Source organism: Streptomyces sp. RLA012 (assembly GCF_056270325.1).
Window position 1 is genome coordinate 4,000,905 of record NZ_JBWDPA010000002.1, and the last position, 19,538, is coordinate 4,020,442.

Genomic DNA, 19,538 nt, shown 5'->3' on the forward strand with positions numbered 1-19,538 from the left:
AATGGAGTCATGATCAGGCTTCAGACCTGCTCTTGTTCCCCATCCAGCGTCGGCGGGCGGGCGGTCAGTCGCAGCAGTCGCAGCCGGAACGGCAGCCGCAGGTGTCGTCCGCAGCGGTGTCAGCAGCCGGGATCGATGCGGCGGAGGGGGCGCAGCAGCCTTTGCCCTGCCAGGCATCGCGGCCTTCCTTGACTGCGATGGCGGCGATGGCCAGGGCTGCGATCGGGTCGGCCCACGACCACCCGAGGGTTGCGTTGAGGGCCAGGCCGACGAGCAGCACGGCGGACAGGTACGTGCACAGCAGGGTCTGCCTGGAGTCCGCGACCGCCGAGGCGGAGCCGAGTTCTCGCCCTGCGCGGCGCTGGGCGGCGGACAGGAACGGCATCACCACAACGGAGAGCGCCGCCAGCATGATGCCGGGGATCGAACGCTCGGCTTCCCCGGAGCCGGCGAGTGCTCGGGCGGCGTCGACGGTCAGGTAGACGGCCAGCACGAAGAACGAGACGGCGATGATCCGCAGCGTGGTCCTCTCCCGAGCCTCGCGTACGGCGTGGTCGGTGGCGGAGAACTGCCAGGCGACGGCGGCGGCCGAGGAGACCTCGATGACCGAGTCCAGGCCGAAGCCGATCAGAGCGGTGGAGGATGCGAGCGTGCCGGCCGTGATGGCAACGATCGCTTCGATGACGTTGTAGGTGATGGTGGCCGCGACGAGCAGACGTATTCGCCGGGCGAGCGCATCGCGGCGGGCCGGGGAGGAGCTGAGGGAAATCGCGGTCATCCGCGGCACCCCTTGTCGTCAGCGTCGACACATGTGCGGTCGGTCTCGACGGCCACCACTGCGGTGCGCAGGTCGTCGAGCGCGTGGCCGAGGCGTTCGTCGGCGAGCTCGTAGCGGGTGCGGCGTCCGTCGGGGACTGTGACGACAAGGCCGCAGTCGCGCAGGCATGCCAGGTGGTTCGACAGCCGGGTGCGGGAGATGGCGAGGGCGTCGGCGAGGTCGGCGGGGTAGGCGGGGGCCTCGCCCAGGGCGAGCAGGATGCGGCATCGAATCGGGTCGGCGAGGGCGCGGCCGAACCGGGCCAGAACCTCGATGTCAGAGGCGACAGTCAGCACCGCACGACAGTACACGCGATCCTGAATTCACGAAACCGTGGATTGCTCAAGGAGCCTCAACAAGCGGCCTGATTGCCACCCGGTCGGCGCCGAAGCGGTACACCCCGTAAGCGATACACGTCGTACGCCATCGGCGCGCTCCCCGGGCGGTTGTCGCGGGTGGTCACAGGGGCGGTCCCCGAGTCTGAGAATCGAACTCAAGGACCGCCCCTGCTGTGTGACGTGCGCCACCAGTACGAGGTGGTGGCGTGGGTCGGTCAGGCGGCTGCCATTCCGGGGCGCGGCAGGGGCTTGCCGTACCAGAGTTCGATGAGGCGGGCCGCGATGGAGATGCCGTACGGAGGCAGCACCTCGCCGGTCTCGAAGGCGGTGCGCAGGTCCTCGCGGGAGAACCAGCGGGCCTCGTGGATCTCCTCGCCGTCGACGTTGATCTCGGACGAGGTGGCGCGGGCCATGAAGCCCAGCATGAGGCTGGAGGGGAACGGCCAGGGCTGGCTGGCGACGTACTCGACCTCGCCGACCGTGACGCCCGCTTCCTCGAAGACCTCGCGGCGTACGGACTGCTCGATGGACTCGCCAGGTTCGACGAAGCCGGCGAGCGTGGAGAAGCGGCCTTCGGGCCAGTGCACCTGGCGGCCGAGCAGGATGCGGTCCTCGTCGTCCGTCACGGCCATGATCACGGCCGGGTCGGTGCGCGGGTAGTGCTCGGCGCCGCAGGCGGGGCAGCGGCGGATGTGTCCGGCCGCCGCGATCACCGTGCGCTCGCCGCAGCGTGAGCAGAAGCGGTGCAGTCGTTGCCAGTTCTCCAGGGCGACGGCGTGCACCATCAGGCCGGCGTCCCGGGGTGACAGCAGGAGTCCCGCCTCGCGCAGGCCCGCCGAGCGGGCCGACTGGTCGATGCGGCCGGGCAGCGCGTCCTTCTGGAGTGCGAAATAGCTCACACCGTCGTCGTCGGTGCCCAGGAAGTAGCGGTGTGCCTCGGTGAGCGGGGCCTCGAAGGAGGGGGTCATGACGAGTTCGGTGGTGCCGTCCGCGTTCTCGTCGATGAGTACCTGACCGCCGGAGACCACGAAGGCGCGGGTCGTGGGGTGACTCCAGGCCGCCGCGAGCCAGGCCTCGTCGAGCCGGTGGTGGGCGGCCCGGTCGATGCCGCTCGGCGCGGTGAGCGAGATGGGACGGTCGGCGGTGCGGTCGGTCCAGGTGGTCACGGGTGCTTCCAACTCCCCCGGTGGAACGGTTATTTCGGCGGACTGTTCGGCTGGGCGGGTGCGGAGGGCGCTGTTCGGGGTGGTGGCGGGTGGTTCGGTCGGGATGGTGACGGGCGATTCGGGCGGGGCGGGGACGAGTGGTTCGGGCGGGGCGGTGCCGGGCTCTTTCAGTGTGCCTCTCGCCAGTTCTCGGCCAGGTCGCCCCACAGGTGGGCGCTGGTTTCGACGCCTTTCAGGAGGAGGTCGAGTTCGACCTTCTCGTTGGGGGCGTGCCAGCCGTCGGAGGGGACGGAGATGCCCAGGAAGAGCACGGGGGCGCCGAGGACTTCCTGGAGGTCCGCCGCGGGTCCGGAGCCGCCTTCGCGGGTGTAGCGGATCGGCTGTTCGAAGGCGCGGCCCATGGCGCGTACGACGGACTGCAGGGCGGGGTGGTCGAGCGGTGTGAGGCAGGGGCGGGTGGCCGCGCCGAACGTGATCTCGTGGCGGATGCCCGCGGGCAGTTGGTCGGCGGCCCAGGCGCGGACGGCCTTCTCGATGTGGTCGGGGTCCTGGCCGGAGACCAACCGGAAGGAGAGCTTGACCGTGGCCGAGGACGGGATGATCGTCTTGCTGCCGGGGCCTTGGTAGCCGCCGCCGATGCCGTTGACCTCGGCGGTGGGGCGGGCCCAGATGCGCTCCAGGGTGGTGTGTCCGGCCTCTCCGTGGGGGGCCGTCGACTTGGCTGTGCGCAGCCAGCTCTCTTCGTCGAAGGGCAGCTCGGCGAAGAGTTCGCGTTCACGTTCGGTGAGTTCGGTGATGCCTTCGTAGAAGCCGGGGACGGTCACGCGTGCGTGCTCGTCGTGCAGGGCGGCGACCAGGCGGGCGGCGGCGGTGGCGGGGTTGGGCACGGCGCCGCCGAAGGAGCCGGAGTGGATGTCCTGCTGCGGCCCGTACAGCTCGATCTCGCACTCGGCGAGACCGCGCATGCCGGTGCACACGGTGGGGGTGTCCTCGGACCACATGCCGGTGTCGGTGACGATGACCGCGTCGGCGGCGAGCCGGTCGGCGTGGGTTTCGACGAGATCGCGGAAGTGCGGGGAGCCGGATTCCTCCTCGCCCTCGATCAGGAGCTTGAGGTTCACGGCCGGTGCGGGGCGTCCGGTGGCGGCGAGGTGGGCGCGGACGCCGAGTGTGTGGAAGAACACCTGGCCCTTGTCGTCGGCGGCACCGCGCGCGTGGAGGCGGTTTCCGCGGATCACCGGCTCGAAGGGGTCGGTGTCCCAGCCGTCCTCGCGGGCGGCGGGCTGTACGTCGTGGTGTCCGTAGACGAGGACCGTGGGGGCCTCGGGGTCCTCGGAGGGCCACTCGGCGAAGACGGTGGGGGCGCCCTCGGTCGCCCAGACCTCCGTGGTGGGGAAGCCGGTCTCCTGGAGCTTGGCGGCAAGCCAGTCGGCGCTGCGCCTCACGTCCGCCGCGTGGTCGGGCTGGGCCGACACGGAGGGGATGCGCAGCCACTCGGCGAGGTCGTCGAGGAAGGCCGTGCGGTGGTTCTGGATGTATGCACGGACTGTGCTGACGGCGTTGTCAACGGGCTTGCTCATGCTCACGAGCCTATCCGCCCGCGGGGGCGTGTTCGTCCGGGCGGTTCCCCGGGAGACGCTTCTTGTGGGTCTGCCGAGTCCGTCGGGTCCTGTGTGAGCAGCCGTTCCAGTGCGGCACGGTCCGGCAGGTCGTCCAGGCGGGCCACCTCACCGCTGCGGACGTAGACGAACGCGGCCTTGACGGACTCCAGGGGCACGCCCTGCTGCTCGGCCCAGGCGAGGCGGTAGACCGCGAGCTGGAGGGGGTCGGCGGTGCGGGTGTGGCTGGTCTTCCAGTCGACGATCTCGTACGTCGTGCCGGCGCCGTCGTCAGCTCTGTAGACGGCGTCGATACGGCCCCGGATGACGCGTCCGGCGAGGTCGAGCTGGAAGGGGGCCTCGACGCGGTGGGGGGTGCGGTGTGCGTACGGAGTGTGTTCGAAGGCTTCCTTGAGGGCCTCCAGGTCGCGCTCGTCGGCGATCTCGGCGTCGCTGCCGGGCAGCTCCTCCGGTTCCAGCATCGGCAGCCGCAGCTCTTCGAAGCGGGACTCCACCCAGGCGTGGAAGCGCGTTCCGCGGCGCGCGGCGGGCTGTGGGGGGCGCGGCATGGGGCGCGCGAGTTCCTGTGCGAAGCCGTCCGGGTCGGCGGCCAGGTGCAGCAGCTGTGAGGCGGTGAGCGAGGCCGGCAGGGGTACGTCGGTGACGCTCGCGCGGGCGCGCAGGAGCTCTCCGGTCAGTGCGTCGAGGTCGCGGTCCCAGGAGGCGAGGGTGCGGACCTCTTCCGGGGTGAGGTGTGCCGGGTCCTGGGGATGGGGACGGGCCTCGGGTGCCGGTGCCTGGTGGGGAACCGTCGGGCGGTCGTCCGAGTGGCTCGTCGGGCGGGCGGGCGGACGGGCCGTCGGTCGGTCGGGCGCCCAGGAGTCCCAGTCGGAGGCGTCCTCGTCGGGGAAGCCGGAGGCGTCGGGAAAGCCGGAGGCGTCGGGAACGTAGGGGAAGTCGTCCTCTTCGTAGGAGGGCTCTTCGTAAGAAGGCTCTTCGTAAGAAGGCTCTTCGTAGAGGGTCTCGTCGTACGTGGATGCGCCGTCCTGCGGTGGGGGCGGCCAGTCCGGATCGTCGTGCGCGGTCGGGTCGTGGTCGGCGGCGGGCCTGCCTCCGTGGGCCGCTGGGTGGGCCTCCTGGTGGGATGCCACTCGCTCCAGGTGGGCGAGTACGGTCTCGGCGGCGGCGCGGCGGCGCCCCAGTGCCGCGTCGTCGAGCGGGAGCGGCCATGCGTGGTCCGCGGCCGCCTCGTGCAGGGCGGGGTTCTCGTCGTCCTCTCCGGGCTCGTCGGCCCAGACCTCGATCTCGCCGTGTCCGGCTGCGCAGTGTTCGTAGAGGGCGTTCAGGAAGGCCGAGGGGCCGCGGGGCCGCTTCTGGGAGGGCCCCCACCAGTGGCCGGAGCCGAGCAGGAGTGAGCGGGGGCGGGTGAAGGTGACGTAGCCGAGGCGGAGCTCTTCGGTGTGCTGGTGGTCCTTCATGGCCTCGTGGAAGGCCTTGATGCCCTTCGCGTCCCAGGTTTCGATGTCGGGGAGGGTGTCGGCGTCGCCGCGCAGTTCGTGCGGCAGGACCTTGCCCTGGGCGGTCCATTTCTCGCGGCCCTGGCTGCTGGGGAAGGTGCCGTTGACGAGGCCGGGGACCGCGACGACGTCCCACTCCAGGCCCTTGGATTTGTGTGCGGTGAGGACCTTGACGGTGTTCTCGCCGCCGGGGAGGGCGTTGTCGAGGCCCTTCTCGTACTGCGCGGCGGTGCGCAGGAAGCCGAGGAAGGCCAGCACGCCGGCCTCGCCGTCGCCCGCGGCGAAGGACGCGGCGACGTCGAGGAAGTTCGACAGGGTCTCGCGGCGGCGGGCGGCCAGCGCGTGCGGGGACGCGGAGAGCTCGACCTCCAGTCCGGTGACGGCGAGCACCCGGTGCAGGACGTCCATCAGCGGGTCGGCGAGTGAACGGCGCAGATCGCGCAGCTCGGCGGCGAGCCGCGCGAACCGTACCCGTGCGTCCGGCGAGAAGGGCAGCCCGTCGTCGTCCCCCCGGGCCTCGATGGGCATCTCCAGGAAGGTGTCCAGGGCGTCGGCGAGCGATATCACCTCGGCCGGGTCGACCCCCTCGACGGCCGCGGCGAGCCGGCGGTCCGGGTCGCCGTCGGCTCCCACGCGCGTGTGGGACACGAGAAGGCGGGCGCGCCGGCCCAGGAGGGCGAGGTCGCGGGGGCCGATGCGCCAGCGCGGTCCGGTGAGCAGACGGACCAGGGAGGCGTTCGCCCCGGGGTCCTGGAGGACTTCGCAGACGGCGACGAGGTCAGCGACCTCGGGCAGGTGCAGCAGCCCGGAGAGGCCGACCACCTCGACGGGGATGTCACGGGCGACGAGCGCGCCCTGGATCTCGGCGAAGTCGCTCGCCGTGCGGCACAGGACGGCGATCTCGCCGGGTGCCTTTCCGGTGCGTACGAGGTGGGCGAGGGAGTCGGCGAGCCAGTCGATCTCCTCGGCGTGGGTGGGCAACAGTGCGCAGCGGACCTGGCCGTCGCGTTCGGCTCCGGGGGCCGGGCGGAGGGCCTCCACGCCGGCGTGCATGGCGCGCAGGGGCTCCGCGAGGTCGTTGGCGAGGTCCAGGAGGCGGCCGCCGCTGCGGCGGTTCTCGCTGAGCGCCTGGCGGGCCGCGGGGCGTCCGTCGGCCTGCGCGAAGTGTTCGGGGAAGTCGTCGAGGTTGGCGACGGAGGCGCCGCGCCAGCCGTAGATCGCCTGGCAGGGGTCGCCCACCGCGGTCACGGGGTGGCCCGTGCCGCTGCCGAAGAGTCCGGCGAGCAGGATGCGCTGGGCCACCGAGGTGTCCTGGTACTCGTCGAGGAGGACCACCCGGAACTCGTCGCGGAGGATCTCTCCGACTTCGGGGCGGGTGCGGGCCAGGGTGGCCGAGAGGGCGATCTGGTCGCCGAAGTCGAGGAGGTCGCGCTCGCGTTTGGCCGTCCTGTAGCGGCCCACCAGTTCGGCGAGTTCACGCCGGGCCGCGGCCGCCTCGGGGACTTTGCGCAGGTCGGCGTTGGTGAGTTTGGCGGCTTCCAGGGAGCGCAGCAGTGCGGCGTCGTAGGCGCGGAGGTCCTCGGGCCGTACGAGGTGTTCGGCGAGCTCGGAGTCGAGTGTGAGGAGGTCGCCGACGAGGTCCGGGAAGGAGCGGGTGAGCGCCGGGTACGGTCCGGGGGCCTCGCGCAGTACGCGGGCGGCGAGCTGGTAGCGGGTGGCGTCGGCGAGCAGGCGGGAGGTCGGTTCGAGTCCGATGCGCAGTCCGTGGTCGGTCAGCAGGCGGCCCGCGAAGGCGTGGTACGTGGAGATGACCGGTTCGCCCGGCGGGTTGTCGGGGTCGATCACGTCCGGGTCGGTGACGCCGGCCTTGATCAGTGCCTTGCGGACGCGTTCGGCGAGTTCGCCCGCCGCCTTGTTGGTGAACGTCAGGCCGAGGACCTGCTCGGGGGCTACCTGTCCGGTGCCGACCAGCCAGACCACGCGTGCCGCCATCACCGTGGTCTTGCCGGAGCCGGCTCCGGCCACGATCACCTGCGGGGCGGGCGGTGCGGTGATGCAGGCCGTCTGCTCCGGGGTGAAGGGGATGCCGAGGAGCTCCTTGAGCTGCTCGGGGTCGGTGATGCGGGCGGGCATGTCGCAGAGGCTAACGGCGCCCACTGACAGCGGGGGCCCACATCGGCCGTCGGGACGGAAGAATCGCTGGTCAGCAGGTGTGGTGCCGTACGTCACTCGGGTCGTCGGCGACGACGTACGCCTTGACGTGCCGGCCCTACTCGACCACGTGGCGTCCTTCCGGTCGCGCGCTGCACGATGCCCGGAACGCGCAGTGTGCGCAGTGCTGCCCGGTGGTCGGCGAGAACCGTTCGTCGAGGACCTTGCCCGCGGCGGTGGCCAGCAGGTCGCCGACCCACTCGCCTTGCAGGGGTTCCTGGGCCTGCACCTTGGGGAGGGTCTCGCCGCCGTTCTTCTTGGCGGCGCCCTGGCGCAGCTGGACGAGTTCGGCGCCGCCCGGTTCGGGGTGCGTGCCGTCGAAGGCGTCGTCTACGGCGCCCTCGCGGACGGCGAGCTGGTAGACGGCGAGCTGTGGGTGGTGGGCCACGTCGGCGGCGCTGGGCGCGTGTTTGCCGGTCTTGAAGTCGACCACGTAGGCGCGGCCCTCGGTGTCCGTCTCGACGCGGTCCATGGAGCCGCGGATGCGCACTTCGTAGTCGCCCGCTTCCAGGGTCACGTCGAAGTCGTGCTCGCTGGCCACCGGTGTGCGTCCCGCGCGGACGCCGTTGGAGTCGACGTGCCACTTCAGGAAGCGTTCGAGCGCCACGCGCGCGTGCTCCTTCTCCTGCGCGGACTTCCAGGGTGCGTCGAAGGCGAGCGCGTTCCACACGGAGTCCAGGCGTTCCATGAGGACGGCGAGGTCGGCGGGGGTGCGTCCGGAGGCGACCTCGTCGGCGAGGACGTGGACCACGTTGCCGAAGCCCTGGGCGGCGGTCGCGGGCGCGTCGGCCTTCACCTCGCGGCCCAGGAACCACTGCAGGGCGCAGGTGTTGGCGAGCTGGTCGAGGGCGCTTCCGGAGAGCACGACGGGCTGGTCGCGGTCGCGTAGCGGCACCTTGCTCTCGGTCGGCTCGTACATGCCCCACCAGCGGTAGGGGTGTGCGGACGGCACGAGGGGGCGGCCGTCCTCGTCGCCGAGGGCGGCGAGGACGGCGAGGCGGTGGGCGGCGGCCTGTCTGAGGGTGTCCGAGACCCGCGGGTCGACCGTGGTGGCGCGCAGTTCGGCGACGAGGGCGGCGACGGACAGCGGGCGGCGGGGGCGGCCGGTGACGTCCTTGGGTTCGACGCCGAGTTCGGTGAGGAAGCGGGAGGGCTGGTCGCCGTCGTCGGCGGGTGCCTTCACGGCGGTGACGACGAGGCGTTCACGCGCGCGCGTGGCGGCCACGTAGAACAGGCGGCGTTCTTCGGAGAGGAGCGCTCCTGGGGTGAGGGGTTCGGCGAGGCCGTCGCGGCCGATGCGGTCGGCCTCCAGCAGGGAGCCGCGGCGGCGCAGGTCGGGCCACAGGCCCTCCTGGACGCCGGCGACGACGACGAGGCGCCATTCCAGGCCCTTGGAGCGGTGCGCGGTCATGAGGCGTACGGCGTCGGGGCGTACGGCTCTGCGGGTGAGTGTGTCGGCGGCGATGTCCTGGGCCTCGATCTCCTCCAGGAAGTTGAGGGCGCCGCGCCCGCCGGTGCGCTCCTCGGCACGGGCCGCGGTCGCGAAGAGCGCGCAGACGGCGTCGAGGTCGCGGTCGGCGTTGCGCCCGGCCGCGCCGCCGCGCCGGGCGGCCCGCTCCAGGCGCTGGGGCCAGGGTGTGCCCTCCCAGAGGTCCCAGAGCGCCTCCTCGGCCGTGCCGCCGCCCGCCAGGCGCTCCCGTGCCTTGCGCAGCAGTGCGCCGAGGCGCTGGGCTCCTCGGGCGTACGCCGGGTCGTGTGCGACGAGCCGCTCCGGCTCGGCCAGTGCGCGGGCGAGCAGGTCGTCGGACGGGGGCGGTAGGTGATTTCCGGCGGTGCGCTCCTCCTCGCGCAGCGCACGCCCCAGGCGCCGCAGGTCGGCGGCGTCCATGCTCGCGAGGGGCGAGGCGAGCAGGGTGAGCGCGGTCTCGGTGTCGAGCCAGGGCGCGTCTTGTGTGTCGGCGTCTTCGGGTGCGTCGTCGGCCTGCCCGGTTACGTCGGCGCCTTCGGGCCTGCCGGCGTCTTCGGGCGCGTCGGCGTCTTCGGTTGTGCCGGGGGTGTCTTCAGGTACCTCGGTCGCCTCGGTGTCTTCAAGGGCGTCGACAGGTACGTCGCTGTCGCCGCCGGGGGCGGAGTCCGCGCCCGACTCCGCCCGTGCCACCGCCCGCAGTGCCGTCAGCAACGGCGTCACCGCCGGTTCGTGCCGCAGCGGCAGGTCGTCGCCGTCGATGTCGAGCGGTACGCCCGCTGCGGTGAGCGCCCGCCTGATCGTCGGGATCGTGCGGGAGCCGGCGCGCACCAGGACGGCCATGTCGCCCCAGGGGACGCCGTCCTCCAGGTGGGCGCGGCGCAGGATGTCCGCGATGTTGTCGAGTTCCGTGCCGGCCGTCGGGTACGTGTAGACCTCGACGCCGCCGCCGTCGCGTACCGGGGACAGTTCGCGGTGGGCGCGTACCTTCTCCGCCGGAAGGCGGGTCAGTGGCATGCGCTGGGTGAGCCGACGGGTGGCGGTGAGCAGGGTGGCGCCCGATCGGCGGGAGGTGCGCAGCACCTCGACCGGTGCCGGTCGGCCGTCCGTGCGCGGGAAGGCGTCGGGGAAGTCCAGGATGCCGTTCACATCCGCGCCTCTGAAGGCGTAGATCGACTGGTCGGGGTCTCCGAAGGCGACGAGGGTGCGGCCGTGGCCGGCGAGGGCGTGCAGCAGCCGTACCTGGGCGGGGTCGGTGTCCTGGTATTCGTCCACGTAGACGGCGTCGTACTGCGCGGCGAGGCGTTCGGCGACGCCCGCACGCCCGGCGAGGAGGACCGCCCGGTGGACGAGCTCCGCGTAGTCGAGCACTCCTTGCAGGTCGAGAACGTCGAGGTACTCGGCGAGGAAGGTCGCGGCGGCGCCCCAGTCGGGGCGGCCGATGCGCCGGGCGAAGGCGGTCAGGGCGTCCGGGCCGAGCCCCAGTTCGCGGCTGCGCGCGAGTACGGCGCGGACCTCGTCGGCGAAGCCGCGCGTGGTCAGGCAGGCGCGCAGTTCGTCCGGCCAGCGGACGTGGGCGAGGCCGAGCCGCTCCAGGTCGGGCTGGCCCGCGAGCAGCTCGCGCACCGCGACGTCCTGTTCGGGTCCGGACAGCAGTCGCAGGGGTTCCACGAACAGGTCGCTGTCCTGGTGGGCGCGGACCAGGGCGTAGCAGAACGAGTGGAAGGTGGTGGCCCGGGGGGCGCGGGCGGCTCCTATGCGCAGCGCCATGCGGTCGCGCAGTTCGACGGCTGCCTTCCGGCTGAATGTCAGGACGAGGATCCGCTCGGGGTCGCCGCCGCGGGCGATCCGGGCGGCCACGGACTCGACGAGCGTGGTCGTCTTGCCGGTGCCGGGGCCCGCCAGGACGAGGAGCGGGCCCTGGGCATGGTCAACCACCGAGCGCTGCCCTGCGTCCAGACGAGGGGGACCCACCCGGACCGGCGCGGTACGCACCAGTCGGTACGCGCCGCGGGTCCCCTGCCGCACCCGGGGGTGCGGCAGGCGCCTGGTGGAAGAAGAGGAGCTCACGTGGTTCGCCGGTCCTGGAGGTTGTGCGGGATATCACTGCCGGCGCGGAGCGCCGTCGTTGAGGGGTGGTGGTCGGGCGACGGGTGGGAGGAGCGCCGCGCGTTCGGGCCGGTGGCCGCGGGGTGAGGGGGATGCGCGCCGTCGACGCTACGCCGGTGAGTGCAGTGGAAGGAGGGGTTCCCCTTCTTCTCTCACACCACGTGCGTCCCCCGGTCCTCGAACGTACGGCATGTCACGGACGTGCCTCGTTTCCCCCGTACGGGCCACAGGTTCCCCCTGCGCCCCTGCGATGCCGGAAGCTGTCAGGTGTGATCCTGCGCGCGTTCGTCGCCGTCCCATCGTGCTCGTCTCATGTCGATGCGCGGCAGATGCCCCTCGGAGGCCCTGCTCGCCTCCTTCAGGGGTGTGCCCTCGTCGCGGTAGTGGCCCAGCGCCTCGAGTTCGTGGCCCGGGAGCAGCGCGCCGTCCGCGCGGACGACCCGCCACCACGGGACCCCTCCTCCGTAGAGGGCCATCGCCCGGCCCACCTGGCGGGGCCCGCCCTGCTCCAGCCACTCGGCGACATCCCCGTAGGTCATCACGCGCCCGGGCGGGATCAGTTCGGCGACCTCAAGGACCCGTTCCGCGTACTCCGGCAGGGCGTCCGCCTGAAGGCTCTCCTCGCTCATCCGTACCATCCTGCCCCACTCCACCGACAGTGTGACGCGGTGGCGACTGTGGGTGGCCCTCGCCCCGCAGGCGCGCTTCGGGCAGACTGTGCGCCCCCGCATTTGCACCCTGATGCCCCCGTGTGTCGGTCGGGCATGCCACCATCGTGCGGGCGGTGACTGGTGATACGAGATCAAGAAGAGACGATGAGGCAGCAGGGCGTGCACCCCGAAGACGCGGAGAGCACCTCCGCCGCCTCGTCGCGCCCGGACACCGGCGACTCCGCCCAGCAGGACGCGGGCGAGGCGTCGACGAAGCCCACCCCCAAGGGGGGCGAAACGCCCGCTCCTGAGTCGTCCGAGAACGAGAAGCTGCAGGCAGGTCCGGACGACGACTGCGGCGACGAGGTGCACAACGACGAGGTCGAGGGCGATGAGCCGCTGCTTCCCGCGCGCGTGCACCGCCCGTCGGACCTGATGCGGCTCATGGTCGGCTTCCTCGCGATCGTGGTGCTGCTCGCCATCGCCGCGTTCGCGCACGGCACCACCTCCGGGCTCGAACAGGACATCAACAAGGGCACCGGCCAGGCACCCGATCTGCTGATCAAGATCGCGGGTCTGGCGTCGAGCATCGCGATCCTCCTGGTGCCGGTCGCCTTCGCAATCGAGCGGCTGATCAAACGGGACGGACTGCGCATCGCCGACGGCGTCCTCGCCGCCGTCCTCGCGCACGGAGTGACACTCGCCACCGACCTGTGGGTCGCCAAGGCCGCGCCGAACTCCATCCAGGAGGCGCTCACCCAGCCCTCACCGGGTGACATCCACGCCCTCACCGACCCGGTGCACGGCTATCTGGCGCCGGTCATCGCGTACATGACGGCCGTCGGCATGTCCCGCAGACCGCGCTGGCGCGCGGTGCTGTGGGTGGTGCTGCTCCTCGACGCCTTCTCGATGCTGGTCACCGGCTACACCACGCCGTTCTCGATCATCCTGACCGTGCTGATCGGGTGGACCGTCGCCTACGGGACGCTGTACGCGGTCGGCTCGCCGAATGTGCGCCCGACCGGGCGGACGCTGATGGCGGGCCTGCGACACGTCGGTTTCCATCCCGTCAGCGCGGCCCGCGAGGAGACCCCGGACACGACGGACAACGGCGACCGCGGCCGGCGCTACTTCGTCACCCTGGAGGACGGTCGTCCGCTGGACGTCACGGTGGTCGACCGCGAGCAGCAGGCGCAGGGCTTCTTCTACCGCGTGTGGCGCAACCTGACGCTGCGCGGCCTGGCCACCCGCCGCAGTCTGCAGTCGCTGCGCCAGGCCCTGGAGCAGGAGGCGCTCCTCGCGTACGCGGCCATCGCGGCCGGGGCCAACGCGCCGAAGCTGATCGCGACGTCCGAGCTCGGCCCGGACGCCGTGATGCTGGTCTATGAGCACACCGGCGGGCGCACCCTGGACTCGCTGCCCGACGAACTCATCACCGACGCTCTCCTGCGCGACACCTGGCATCAGGTGCAGGCCCTGCAGTCGCGGCGCATCGCGCACCGCAGGCTCGCGGGTGACGCGATCTTGGTGGATCGTTCCGGCACGGTGATCCTCACCGACCTGCGGGGCGGTGAGATCGCGGCCGGCGATCTGCTGCTGCGGATGGACATCGCCCAGCTGCTGACCACGCTCGGGCTGCGCGTCGGCGCCGAGCGCACGGTGGCCTCGGCCGTCGGTGTGCTCGGCCCGGACGCGATCGCCGACTGTCTGCCGCTGCTGCAGCCGATCGCGCTGACCCGCTCCACGCGCGCGACGCTGCGAAAACTGGCCCGGGAGCGCGCACAACGCGAGCGCGACGCGGTCCTGGAGGCCTCCCGGCAGGACAAGCTGGCCCGCGCCGAACAGGCCCAGCACGCCGAAACCGGGACGGAGAAGCCCGGCAAGAAGGCCGTACGCGCCGAGCAGCGGGCCGAGAAGCGGGCGATCGACGAGGCTCTGGACGAGGCGCGCGAGGAGGATCTGCTCACCCAGATCCGCCACCAGGTGCTGCGGATCCGCCCGCAGGCGCCGGTCGAACCGGCCCGTCTGGAGCGGGTCAGGCCACGCACGCTGATCAGTTTCATCGCCGGCGCCATCGGCGGGTACTTCCTGCTGACGCAGCTCACCCACATCGAGTTCGCAACCCTCTTCGACGACGCCCAGTGGGGCTGGGTCGCGGCAGCCGTGCTGTTCTCGGCGCTGAGCTACTTCGCGGCGGCGATGGCCCTGCTCGGCTTCGTCCCGGAGCGGGTGCCGTTCATGCGGGCCGTGGCCGCGCAGGTCGCCGGCTCGTTCGTGAAGATCGTGGCGCCCGCCGCGGTCGGCGGTGTCGCCCTCAACACGCGCTTCCTGCAGCGCGCCGGGGTGCGTCCGGGGCTCGCGGTGGCGAGCGTCGGCGCGTCGCAGCTGTTCGGACTCGGCTGCCACATCCTGATGCTGCTGTCCTTCGGTTATCTGACCGGCACGGAGAAGACGCCCTCCCTGTCGCCGTCCCGCACGGTCATCGCCGGTCTGCTGACGGTCGCGGTACTGGTCCTGGTCGTGACGTCGGTGCCGTTCCTGCGCAAATTCGTCGTCACGCGCGTGAGGTCACTGTTCGCGGGCGTCGTGCCGCGCATGCTCGACGTGCTGCAGCGGCCGCAGAAGCTGATCACGGGCATCGGCGGCATGCTGCTGCTGACCGCCTGCTTCGTGATGTGCCTGGACGCGTCGATCCGCGCCTTCGGCAACGACCAGACCACCACGCTCAGCCTCGCCAGCGTCGCCGTCGTCTTCCTCGCCGGCAACGCGCTCGGCTCCGCGGCGCCGACCCCCGGCGGCGTCGGCGCGGTCGAGGCCACCCTGACGGTCGGTCTGATCGCCGTCGGACTCCCCAAGGAGGTCGCCGCCCCCGCGGTGCTGCTGTACCGGCTGCTGACCCTGTGGCTGCCGGTGCTGCCGGGCTGGCTGTTCTTCAACCACCTGACACGCAAGGGCGCGCTCTAGAGCCGCACACGGGCCTGTGGAGCGGCACACGAGCCCGCACGAGCCCGCGCGCGCCCCTCACCCGCACGGCTCGCGCCCCGAGCGGCCCGCCCTGCGCGACCGCAGGATGGGAAGCATGCCGAACCCGTCCCAGCTGGGCGCCGCTGCCCTCACCGTCACCGCCGTTGTGCTGTCCTGCGCGCTGACGGGCTGCACCGGCAACTCCAAGGGCGAGGATCTGACGGCTCAGAAGCTGAGCTGGAAGGACTGCCCGGCCCCGTCCGAGTCCGAGGGCGGCGGCAGCGCCCCCTCGCCCCTGCCGGGCGGTACGCGCTGGCAGTGCGCCACCCTGAAAGCGCCCCTCGACTGGGCCGACCCCAAGGGCGACACCATCGGCATCGCGCTGATCCGGGCGAGAACCAGCGGCGACCCGAGCAAGCGCATCGGCTCCCTCCTCTTCAACTTCGGCGGCCCCGGCGGCTCGGGCGTCACCACGCTGCCCGCCTTCGGCGAGGACTACGCGAAGCTGCGCACCCGCTACGACCTGGTGAGCTTCGACCCGCGCGGGGTCGGCCGCAGCGCGGGCGTGAAGTGCGAGAACGACAGCCAACTCGACGTGTTCTTCCAGCAGGACGCCACCCCCGACAACACCACCGAACAGAGGGGATTCCTCGACAACACCAAGACGTTCAACGCGGCCTGCGAGAAGAACTCCGGCCGGACGATCCCGCATGTGCGCACCACCGACGCGGCGCGCGACATGGACCTCATGCGCCACGTCCTGGGCGACAAGAAGCTGCACTACTTCGGCATCTCGTACGGCACCGAACTCGGTGGGGTCTACGCGCACTTGTTCCCCAAGAACGTGGGACGTGCCGTCTTCGACGGGGTCGTCGACCCGACGCAGAACCCCGAGCAGAGCTCCCTCGGCCAGGCCAGGGGTTTCCAGCTCGCGCTGAACAACTTCGCCGACGACTGCACCTCCAAGGCCGAGCCCTGCCCGATCGGCGACACCCCGCAGGACGTCGAGAAACGCATCGCCGAACTCCTCAAGGACCTTGAGAACAAACCGATCCCCGGCGTCTTCCCGCGGCAGCTCACCCAGACCGCCGCGACCACCGGCATCGCGCAGGCGCTGTACTCCAAGGACTTCTGGGAGTACCTGACGGAGGGCCTGGACCAGGCGTACGACGGTGACGGCAGGGTCCTGATGCTGCTGGCGGACTCGATGAACGGACGCAGCGAGAACGGCCAGTACAGCAACATCACCGCGGCGAACATCGCCATCAACTGCGCCGACGACAAACCGCGTTACACCACCGCCGCCGTGAAGGCGAGGCTGCCGGAATTCCGGGCCGCCTCACCCCTGTTCGGCGACTATCTGGCCTGGAGCATGCTCAACTGCACCGACTGGCCCGTCGCGGGCGCCGCCGACCACCCCGACGTCAGCGCCCCCGGCTCGGCGCCGATCCTCGTGGTCGGCAACACCGGCGACCCGGCCACGCCGTACGAGGGCGCGAAAAGAATGGTCGACGCACTCGGCAAGGGCGTCGGCGTCGAGCTGACGTACAAGGGCCAGGGCCACGGCGCATACGACAGCGGGAACAAGTGCGTGCACAACGCGGTGAACGGCTATCTGCTGAACGGGACCGTGCCGCCCGCCGGAACCATCTGCACCTAGAAACATGCAGGTCAGAGCGTTATCCACAGGCCTCCGCGGCGGCTGCGCGGTGACGCCTAATATGGCTTGCGTGTGATCCGCGACATCCGGCGGATCACGGGCGAGGGGGGAAGCACATGACGCGTTTCGCACGGTGGACGGCCGCGGCCGCCGCCGCGTTGCTGGTGGCCGGCTGCAGCAGCGGCTCGTCCGGTGACGGCAAGGACGAGGGGAAGAACAGCGATACGCCGTCGGCCGCCGCGCCCTCCTCCGGTACCGCCTCGGGGCTGCCCGCCTCGCTCACCTCGCAGAAGCTCGACTGGGGCCGGTGCAAGGGCACGTCGGACTCCCCCGAGCCGGGCAGCGGCTGGCAGTGCGCGACACTCAAGGTGCCGCTGGACTACACGAAGCCGGACGGCGAGACCATCGGCCTCGCGCTGATCCGCTCGAAGGCGACCGGCGGCCAGAGCCGGCGCATAGGCTCGCTCCTGTTCAACTTCGGCGGCCCCGGCGGCTCGGGCGTCACCACACTGCCGTCGTACGAGAGCATCGTCGGCCCGCTCCACGAGCGCTACGACCTGGTGAGCTGGGACCCGCGCGGCGTCGCCGCCAGCGAGGGCGTGCGCTGCCGCAGCGACAAGTCCATCCAGGCCGCCGAGTCGGTGGACGCCACACCGGACGACGCGTCCGAGGAGACGGCATATTTCAAGGACGCCGACGACTTCGGCAAGGGCTGCGCGAAAGCCGCCGGAAAGCTGCTGGCGCACGTCTCGACGACCGACACCGCCCGCGACATGGACCTCATGCGCCAGGTCCTCGGCGACACGAAGATGCACTACCTCGGCTTCTCCTACGGGACCGAACTCGGCGGCGTGTACGCCCATCTGTTCCCGAAGAACGTGGGACGTCTGACGCTGGACGCCGTCGTGGACCCGAGCGCCGACACCGTGGGCCACGCCAAGAACCAGACCCTGGGCTTCCAGCGGGCCCTGGACGACTACCTCAAGTCCACCGGCCAGGACCCGAAGCAGGGCTCCCAGAAGATCGTGGACCTGCTGAACCGGATCGACGCGAAACCCCTGCCGACAGCCGGCGGCCGCACGCTCACCCAGACACTGGCACTCACCGGCATCGTCCTGCCGCTGTACAGCAAGGAGGGCTGGCCGCGTCTGACCAGCGCGCTCAAGGACGCCGAGGACGGGGACGGCTCGGAGCTGCTGGCACTCGCCGACGGGTACAACGACCGCGACTCCTCGGGGCACTACGGCACGACGACGCATTCCCAACGGGTCATATCGTGCTTGGACGACAAGCAGCGGCCGACTCCCGCGGAGACGAAGAAGCTGCTGCCCGAGTTCGAGAAGATCTCGCCCGTCTTCGGGGACTTCATGGGCTGGGACACGGCCGGTTGGTGCCACGACTGGCCGGTGGCCGGCCAGTACGACACCCCGGAGGTCAGCGCGCCGGGAGCCCCGCCCATCCTGGTCGTCGGCAACACCGGGGACCCCGCGACTCCCTACGAGGGTGCCCGCAGGATGGCCGACGAGTTGGGCAAGGGCGTCGGAGTGGAGCTCACCTGGAAGGGCGAGGGCCATGGGGCGTACGGGAGCGGGAGCTCGTGCGTCGACTCCACGGTGAACAGCTATCTGCTGGACGGGACGGTGCCCAAGGACGGCAAGGTCTGCGCCTCGTAGCCGTTGCGACGGGCGGACCGGGACCACAGCCCGGGCCCGCCTACCCCATCGAGCCCGCCCGGCCGACTGAGTTCGCCCGGCCGACGGAAAGGGGCCCGGCACACGCGGTGCCGGGCCCCTCCCGAAAAGCCGTACGCCTGGTACACCGGCGCCTAGTACACCGGCTTCTCCGGCTCGATCTGGTTGACCCAGCCGATGACGCCGCCGCCGACGTGCACCGCGTCCGAGAAGCCCGCGGACTTCAGGACGGCGAGGACCTCCGCGCTGCGGACACCCGTCTTGCAGTGCAGGACGATCTTCTTGTCCTGCGGGAGGGTCTCCAGGGCGGTGCCCATGAGGAACTCGTTCTTCGGGATCAGCTTGGCGCCCGGGATCGAGACGATCTCGTACTCGTTGATCTCGCGGACGTCGATGATCTCGATGTTCTCGCCGTCGTCGATCCACTCCTTGAGCTGCTTGGGAGTGATCGTCGAGCCGGCCGCCGCCGCCTGGGCCTCCTCGGACACGACGCCGCAGAAGGCCTCGTAGTCGATGAGCTCGGTGACAGTGGGGTTCTCGCCGCAGACCGCGCAGTTCGGGTCCTTGCGGACCTTGACCTGGCGGTACTGCATCTCAAGGGCGTCATAGATCATCAGTCGGCCGACGAGCGGCTCACCGATACCCGCGAGGAGCTTGATCGCCTCGTTGACCTGGATGGAGCCGATGGACGCGCACAGCACGCCCAGGACGCCGCCCTCGGCGCAGGAGGGGACCATGCCCGGCGGCGGGGGCTCCGGGTAGAGGCAGCGGTAGCAGGGACCGTGCTCGGACCAGAAGACGGAGGCCTGGCCGTCGAAGCGGTAGATCGAGCCCCACACGTACGGCTTGTTGAGGAGGACGCACGCGTCGTTGACCAGGTAGCGGGTCGCGAAGTTGTCCGTGCCGTCGACGATCAGGTCGTACTGGCTGAAGATCTCCATCACGTTCTCGGCCTCGAGCCGCGTTTCGTGAAGGACCACATTCACGTACGGGTTGATGCCCAGCACCGAATCGCGCGCCGACTCGGCCTTGGAACGGCCGATGTCCGCCTGGCTGTGGATGATCTGGCGCTGCAGGTTCGACTCGTCGACCTCGTCGAACTCCACGATGCCGAGCGTGCCCACGCCCGCGGCGGCCAGGTACATCAACGCCGGCGATCCGAGGCCGCCGGCGCCCACACACAGCACCTTGGCGTTCTTCAGCCGCTTCTGCCCGTCCATGCCCACGTCGGGGATGATCAGGTGGCGGGAGTACCTGCGGACCTCGTCTACGGTGAGCTCGGCAGCCGGCTCGACCAGGGGTGGCAGCGACACGGGGACTCCGTTGGTCGGTCAATCACTACAGTTGTTCTC

Annotated in this window: 11 protein-coding genes; 3 read left to right on the forward strand and 8 right to left on the reverse strand. The window is 71.2% G+C overall.

The annotated features are described in order from the left end of the window. Positions 1–64 precede the first annotated feature (64 nt). The 7 genes from RV986_RS18010 to RV986_RS18040 form a co-directional block, all read right to left on the reverse strand. Entirely contained in the window at positions 65–778 is a 714-nt protein-coding gene (locus RV986_RS18010) for a cation efflux transmembrane domain-containing protein (protein ID WP_475918378.1), read from the reverse strand. Continuing rightward, positions 775–1,113, reverse strand: coding sequence for an ArsR/SmtB family transcription factor (locus RV986_RS18015; RefSeq protein WP_475918379.1), 339 nt, complete (start codon positions 1,111–1,113; stop codon positions 775–777). The genes RV986_RS18010 and RV986_RS18015 overlap by 4 nt, the downstream gene beginning before the upstream one ends. A 257-nt stretch (positions 1,114–1,370) precedes the next feature. Next, on the reverse strand, positions 1,371–2,321 hold the full coding sequence (nudC, locus tag RV986_RS18020) for an NAD(+) diphosphatase (RefSeq protein ID WP_475918380.1): 951 nt from the start codon (positions 2,319–2,321) through the stop codon (positions 1,371–1,373). Between the two features lie 167 nt (positions 2,322–2,488). Beyond that, entirely contained in the window at positions 2,489–3,901 is a 1,413-nt protein-coding gene (locus RV986_RS18025; RefSeq protein ID WP_475918381.1) for a dipeptidase, read from the reverse strand. A 2-nt stretch (positions 3,902–3,903) separates the two neighbouring features. Continuing rightward, positions 3,904–7,569, reverse strand: a complete 3,666-nt coding sequence (locus RV986_RS18030) for an ATP-dependent helicase (RefSeq protein WP_475918382.1) — start codon at positions 7,567–7,569, stop codon at positions 3,904–3,906. A 136-nt stretch (positions 7,570–7,705) separates the two neighbouring features. Beyond that, positions 7,706–11,182, reverse strand: coding sequence for an ATP-dependent helicase (locus RV986_RS18035; protein ID WP_475918383.1), 3,477 nt, complete (start codon positions 11,180–11,182; stop codon positions 7,706–7,708). Positions 11,183–11,484: 302 nt separating this feature from the next. Beyond that, a complete protein-coding gene (locus RV986_RS18040; protein WP_475918384.1) occupies positions 11,485–11,850 on the reverse strand; it encodes an MGMT family protein in 366 nt (121 codons plus the stop codon). Positions 11,851–12,036: 186 nt separating this feature from the next. On the opposite strand from RV986_RS18040, the gene RV986_RS18045 reads away from it, so the two are divergent. From RV986_RS18045 to RV986_RS18055, 3 genes are all read left to right on the forward strand, one after another. Then, entirely contained in the window at positions 12,037–14,835 is a 2,799-nt protein-coding gene (locus RV986_RS18045) for a lysylphosphatidylglycerol synthase domain-containing protein (protein WP_475918385.1), read from the forward strand. Between the two features lie 115 nt (positions 14,836–14,950). Further along, entirely contained in the window at positions 14,951–16,495 is a 1,545-nt protein-coding gene (locus tag RV986_RS18050) for an alpha/beta hydrolase (RefSeq protein ID WP_475918386.1), read from the forward strand. A 116-nt stretch (positions 16,496–16,611) separates the two neighbouring features. Beyond that, positions 16,612–18,168: an alpha/beta hydrolase gene (locus tag RV986_RS18055; protein WP_475918387.1), complete on the forward strand. Its 1,557-nt coding sequence runs from the start codon at positions 16,612–16,614 to the stop codon at positions 18,166–18,168. A 152-nt stretch (positions 18,169–18,320) separates the two neighbouring features. Here RV986_RS18055 and moeZ read toward each other — a convergent pair whose 3' ends face one another. Continuing rightward, positions 18,321–19,499, reverse strand: a complete 1,179-nt coding sequence (moeZ, locus tag RV986_RS18060; RefSeq protein ID WP_475918388.1) for an adenylyltransferase/sulfurtransferase MoeZ — start codon at positions 19,497–19,499, stop codon at positions 18,321–18,323. Positions 19,500–19,538: the final 39 nt, after the last annotated feature.

Excerpts from the sequence above, each read along its gene's own strand:
- RV986_RS18010 (WP_475918378.1), bottom strand. The coding sequence starts at position 778 with ATGACCGCGATTTCCCTCAGCTCCTCCCCGGCCCGCCGCGATGCGCTC.
- RV986_RS18025 (WP_475918381.1), bottom strand. The coding sequence starts at position 3,901 with ATGAGCAAGCCCGTTGACAACGCCGTCAGCACAGTCCGTGCATACATC.
- RV986_RS18030 (WP_475918382.1), bottom strand. The coding sequence starts at position 7,569 with ATGCCCGCCCGCATCACCGACCCCGAGCAGCTCAAGGAGCTCCTCGGC.
- RV986_RS18040 (WP_475918384.1), bottom strand. The coding sequence starts at position 11,850 with ATGAGCGAGGAGAGCCTTCAGGCGGACGCCCTGCCGGAGTACGCGGAA.
- RV986_RS18045 (WP_475918385.1), top strand. The coding sequence starts at position 12,037 with ATGAGGCAGCAGGGCGTGCACCCCGAAGACGCGGAGAGCACCTCCGCC.
- RV986_RS18050 (WP_475918386.1), top strand. The coding sequence starts at position 14,951 with ATGCCGAACCCGTCCCAGCTGGGCGCCGCTGCCCTCACCGTCACCGCC.
- RV986_RS18055 (WP_475918387.1), top strand. The coding sequence starts at position 16,612 with ATGACGCGTTTCGCACGGTGGACGGCCGCGGCCGCCGCCGCGTTGCTG.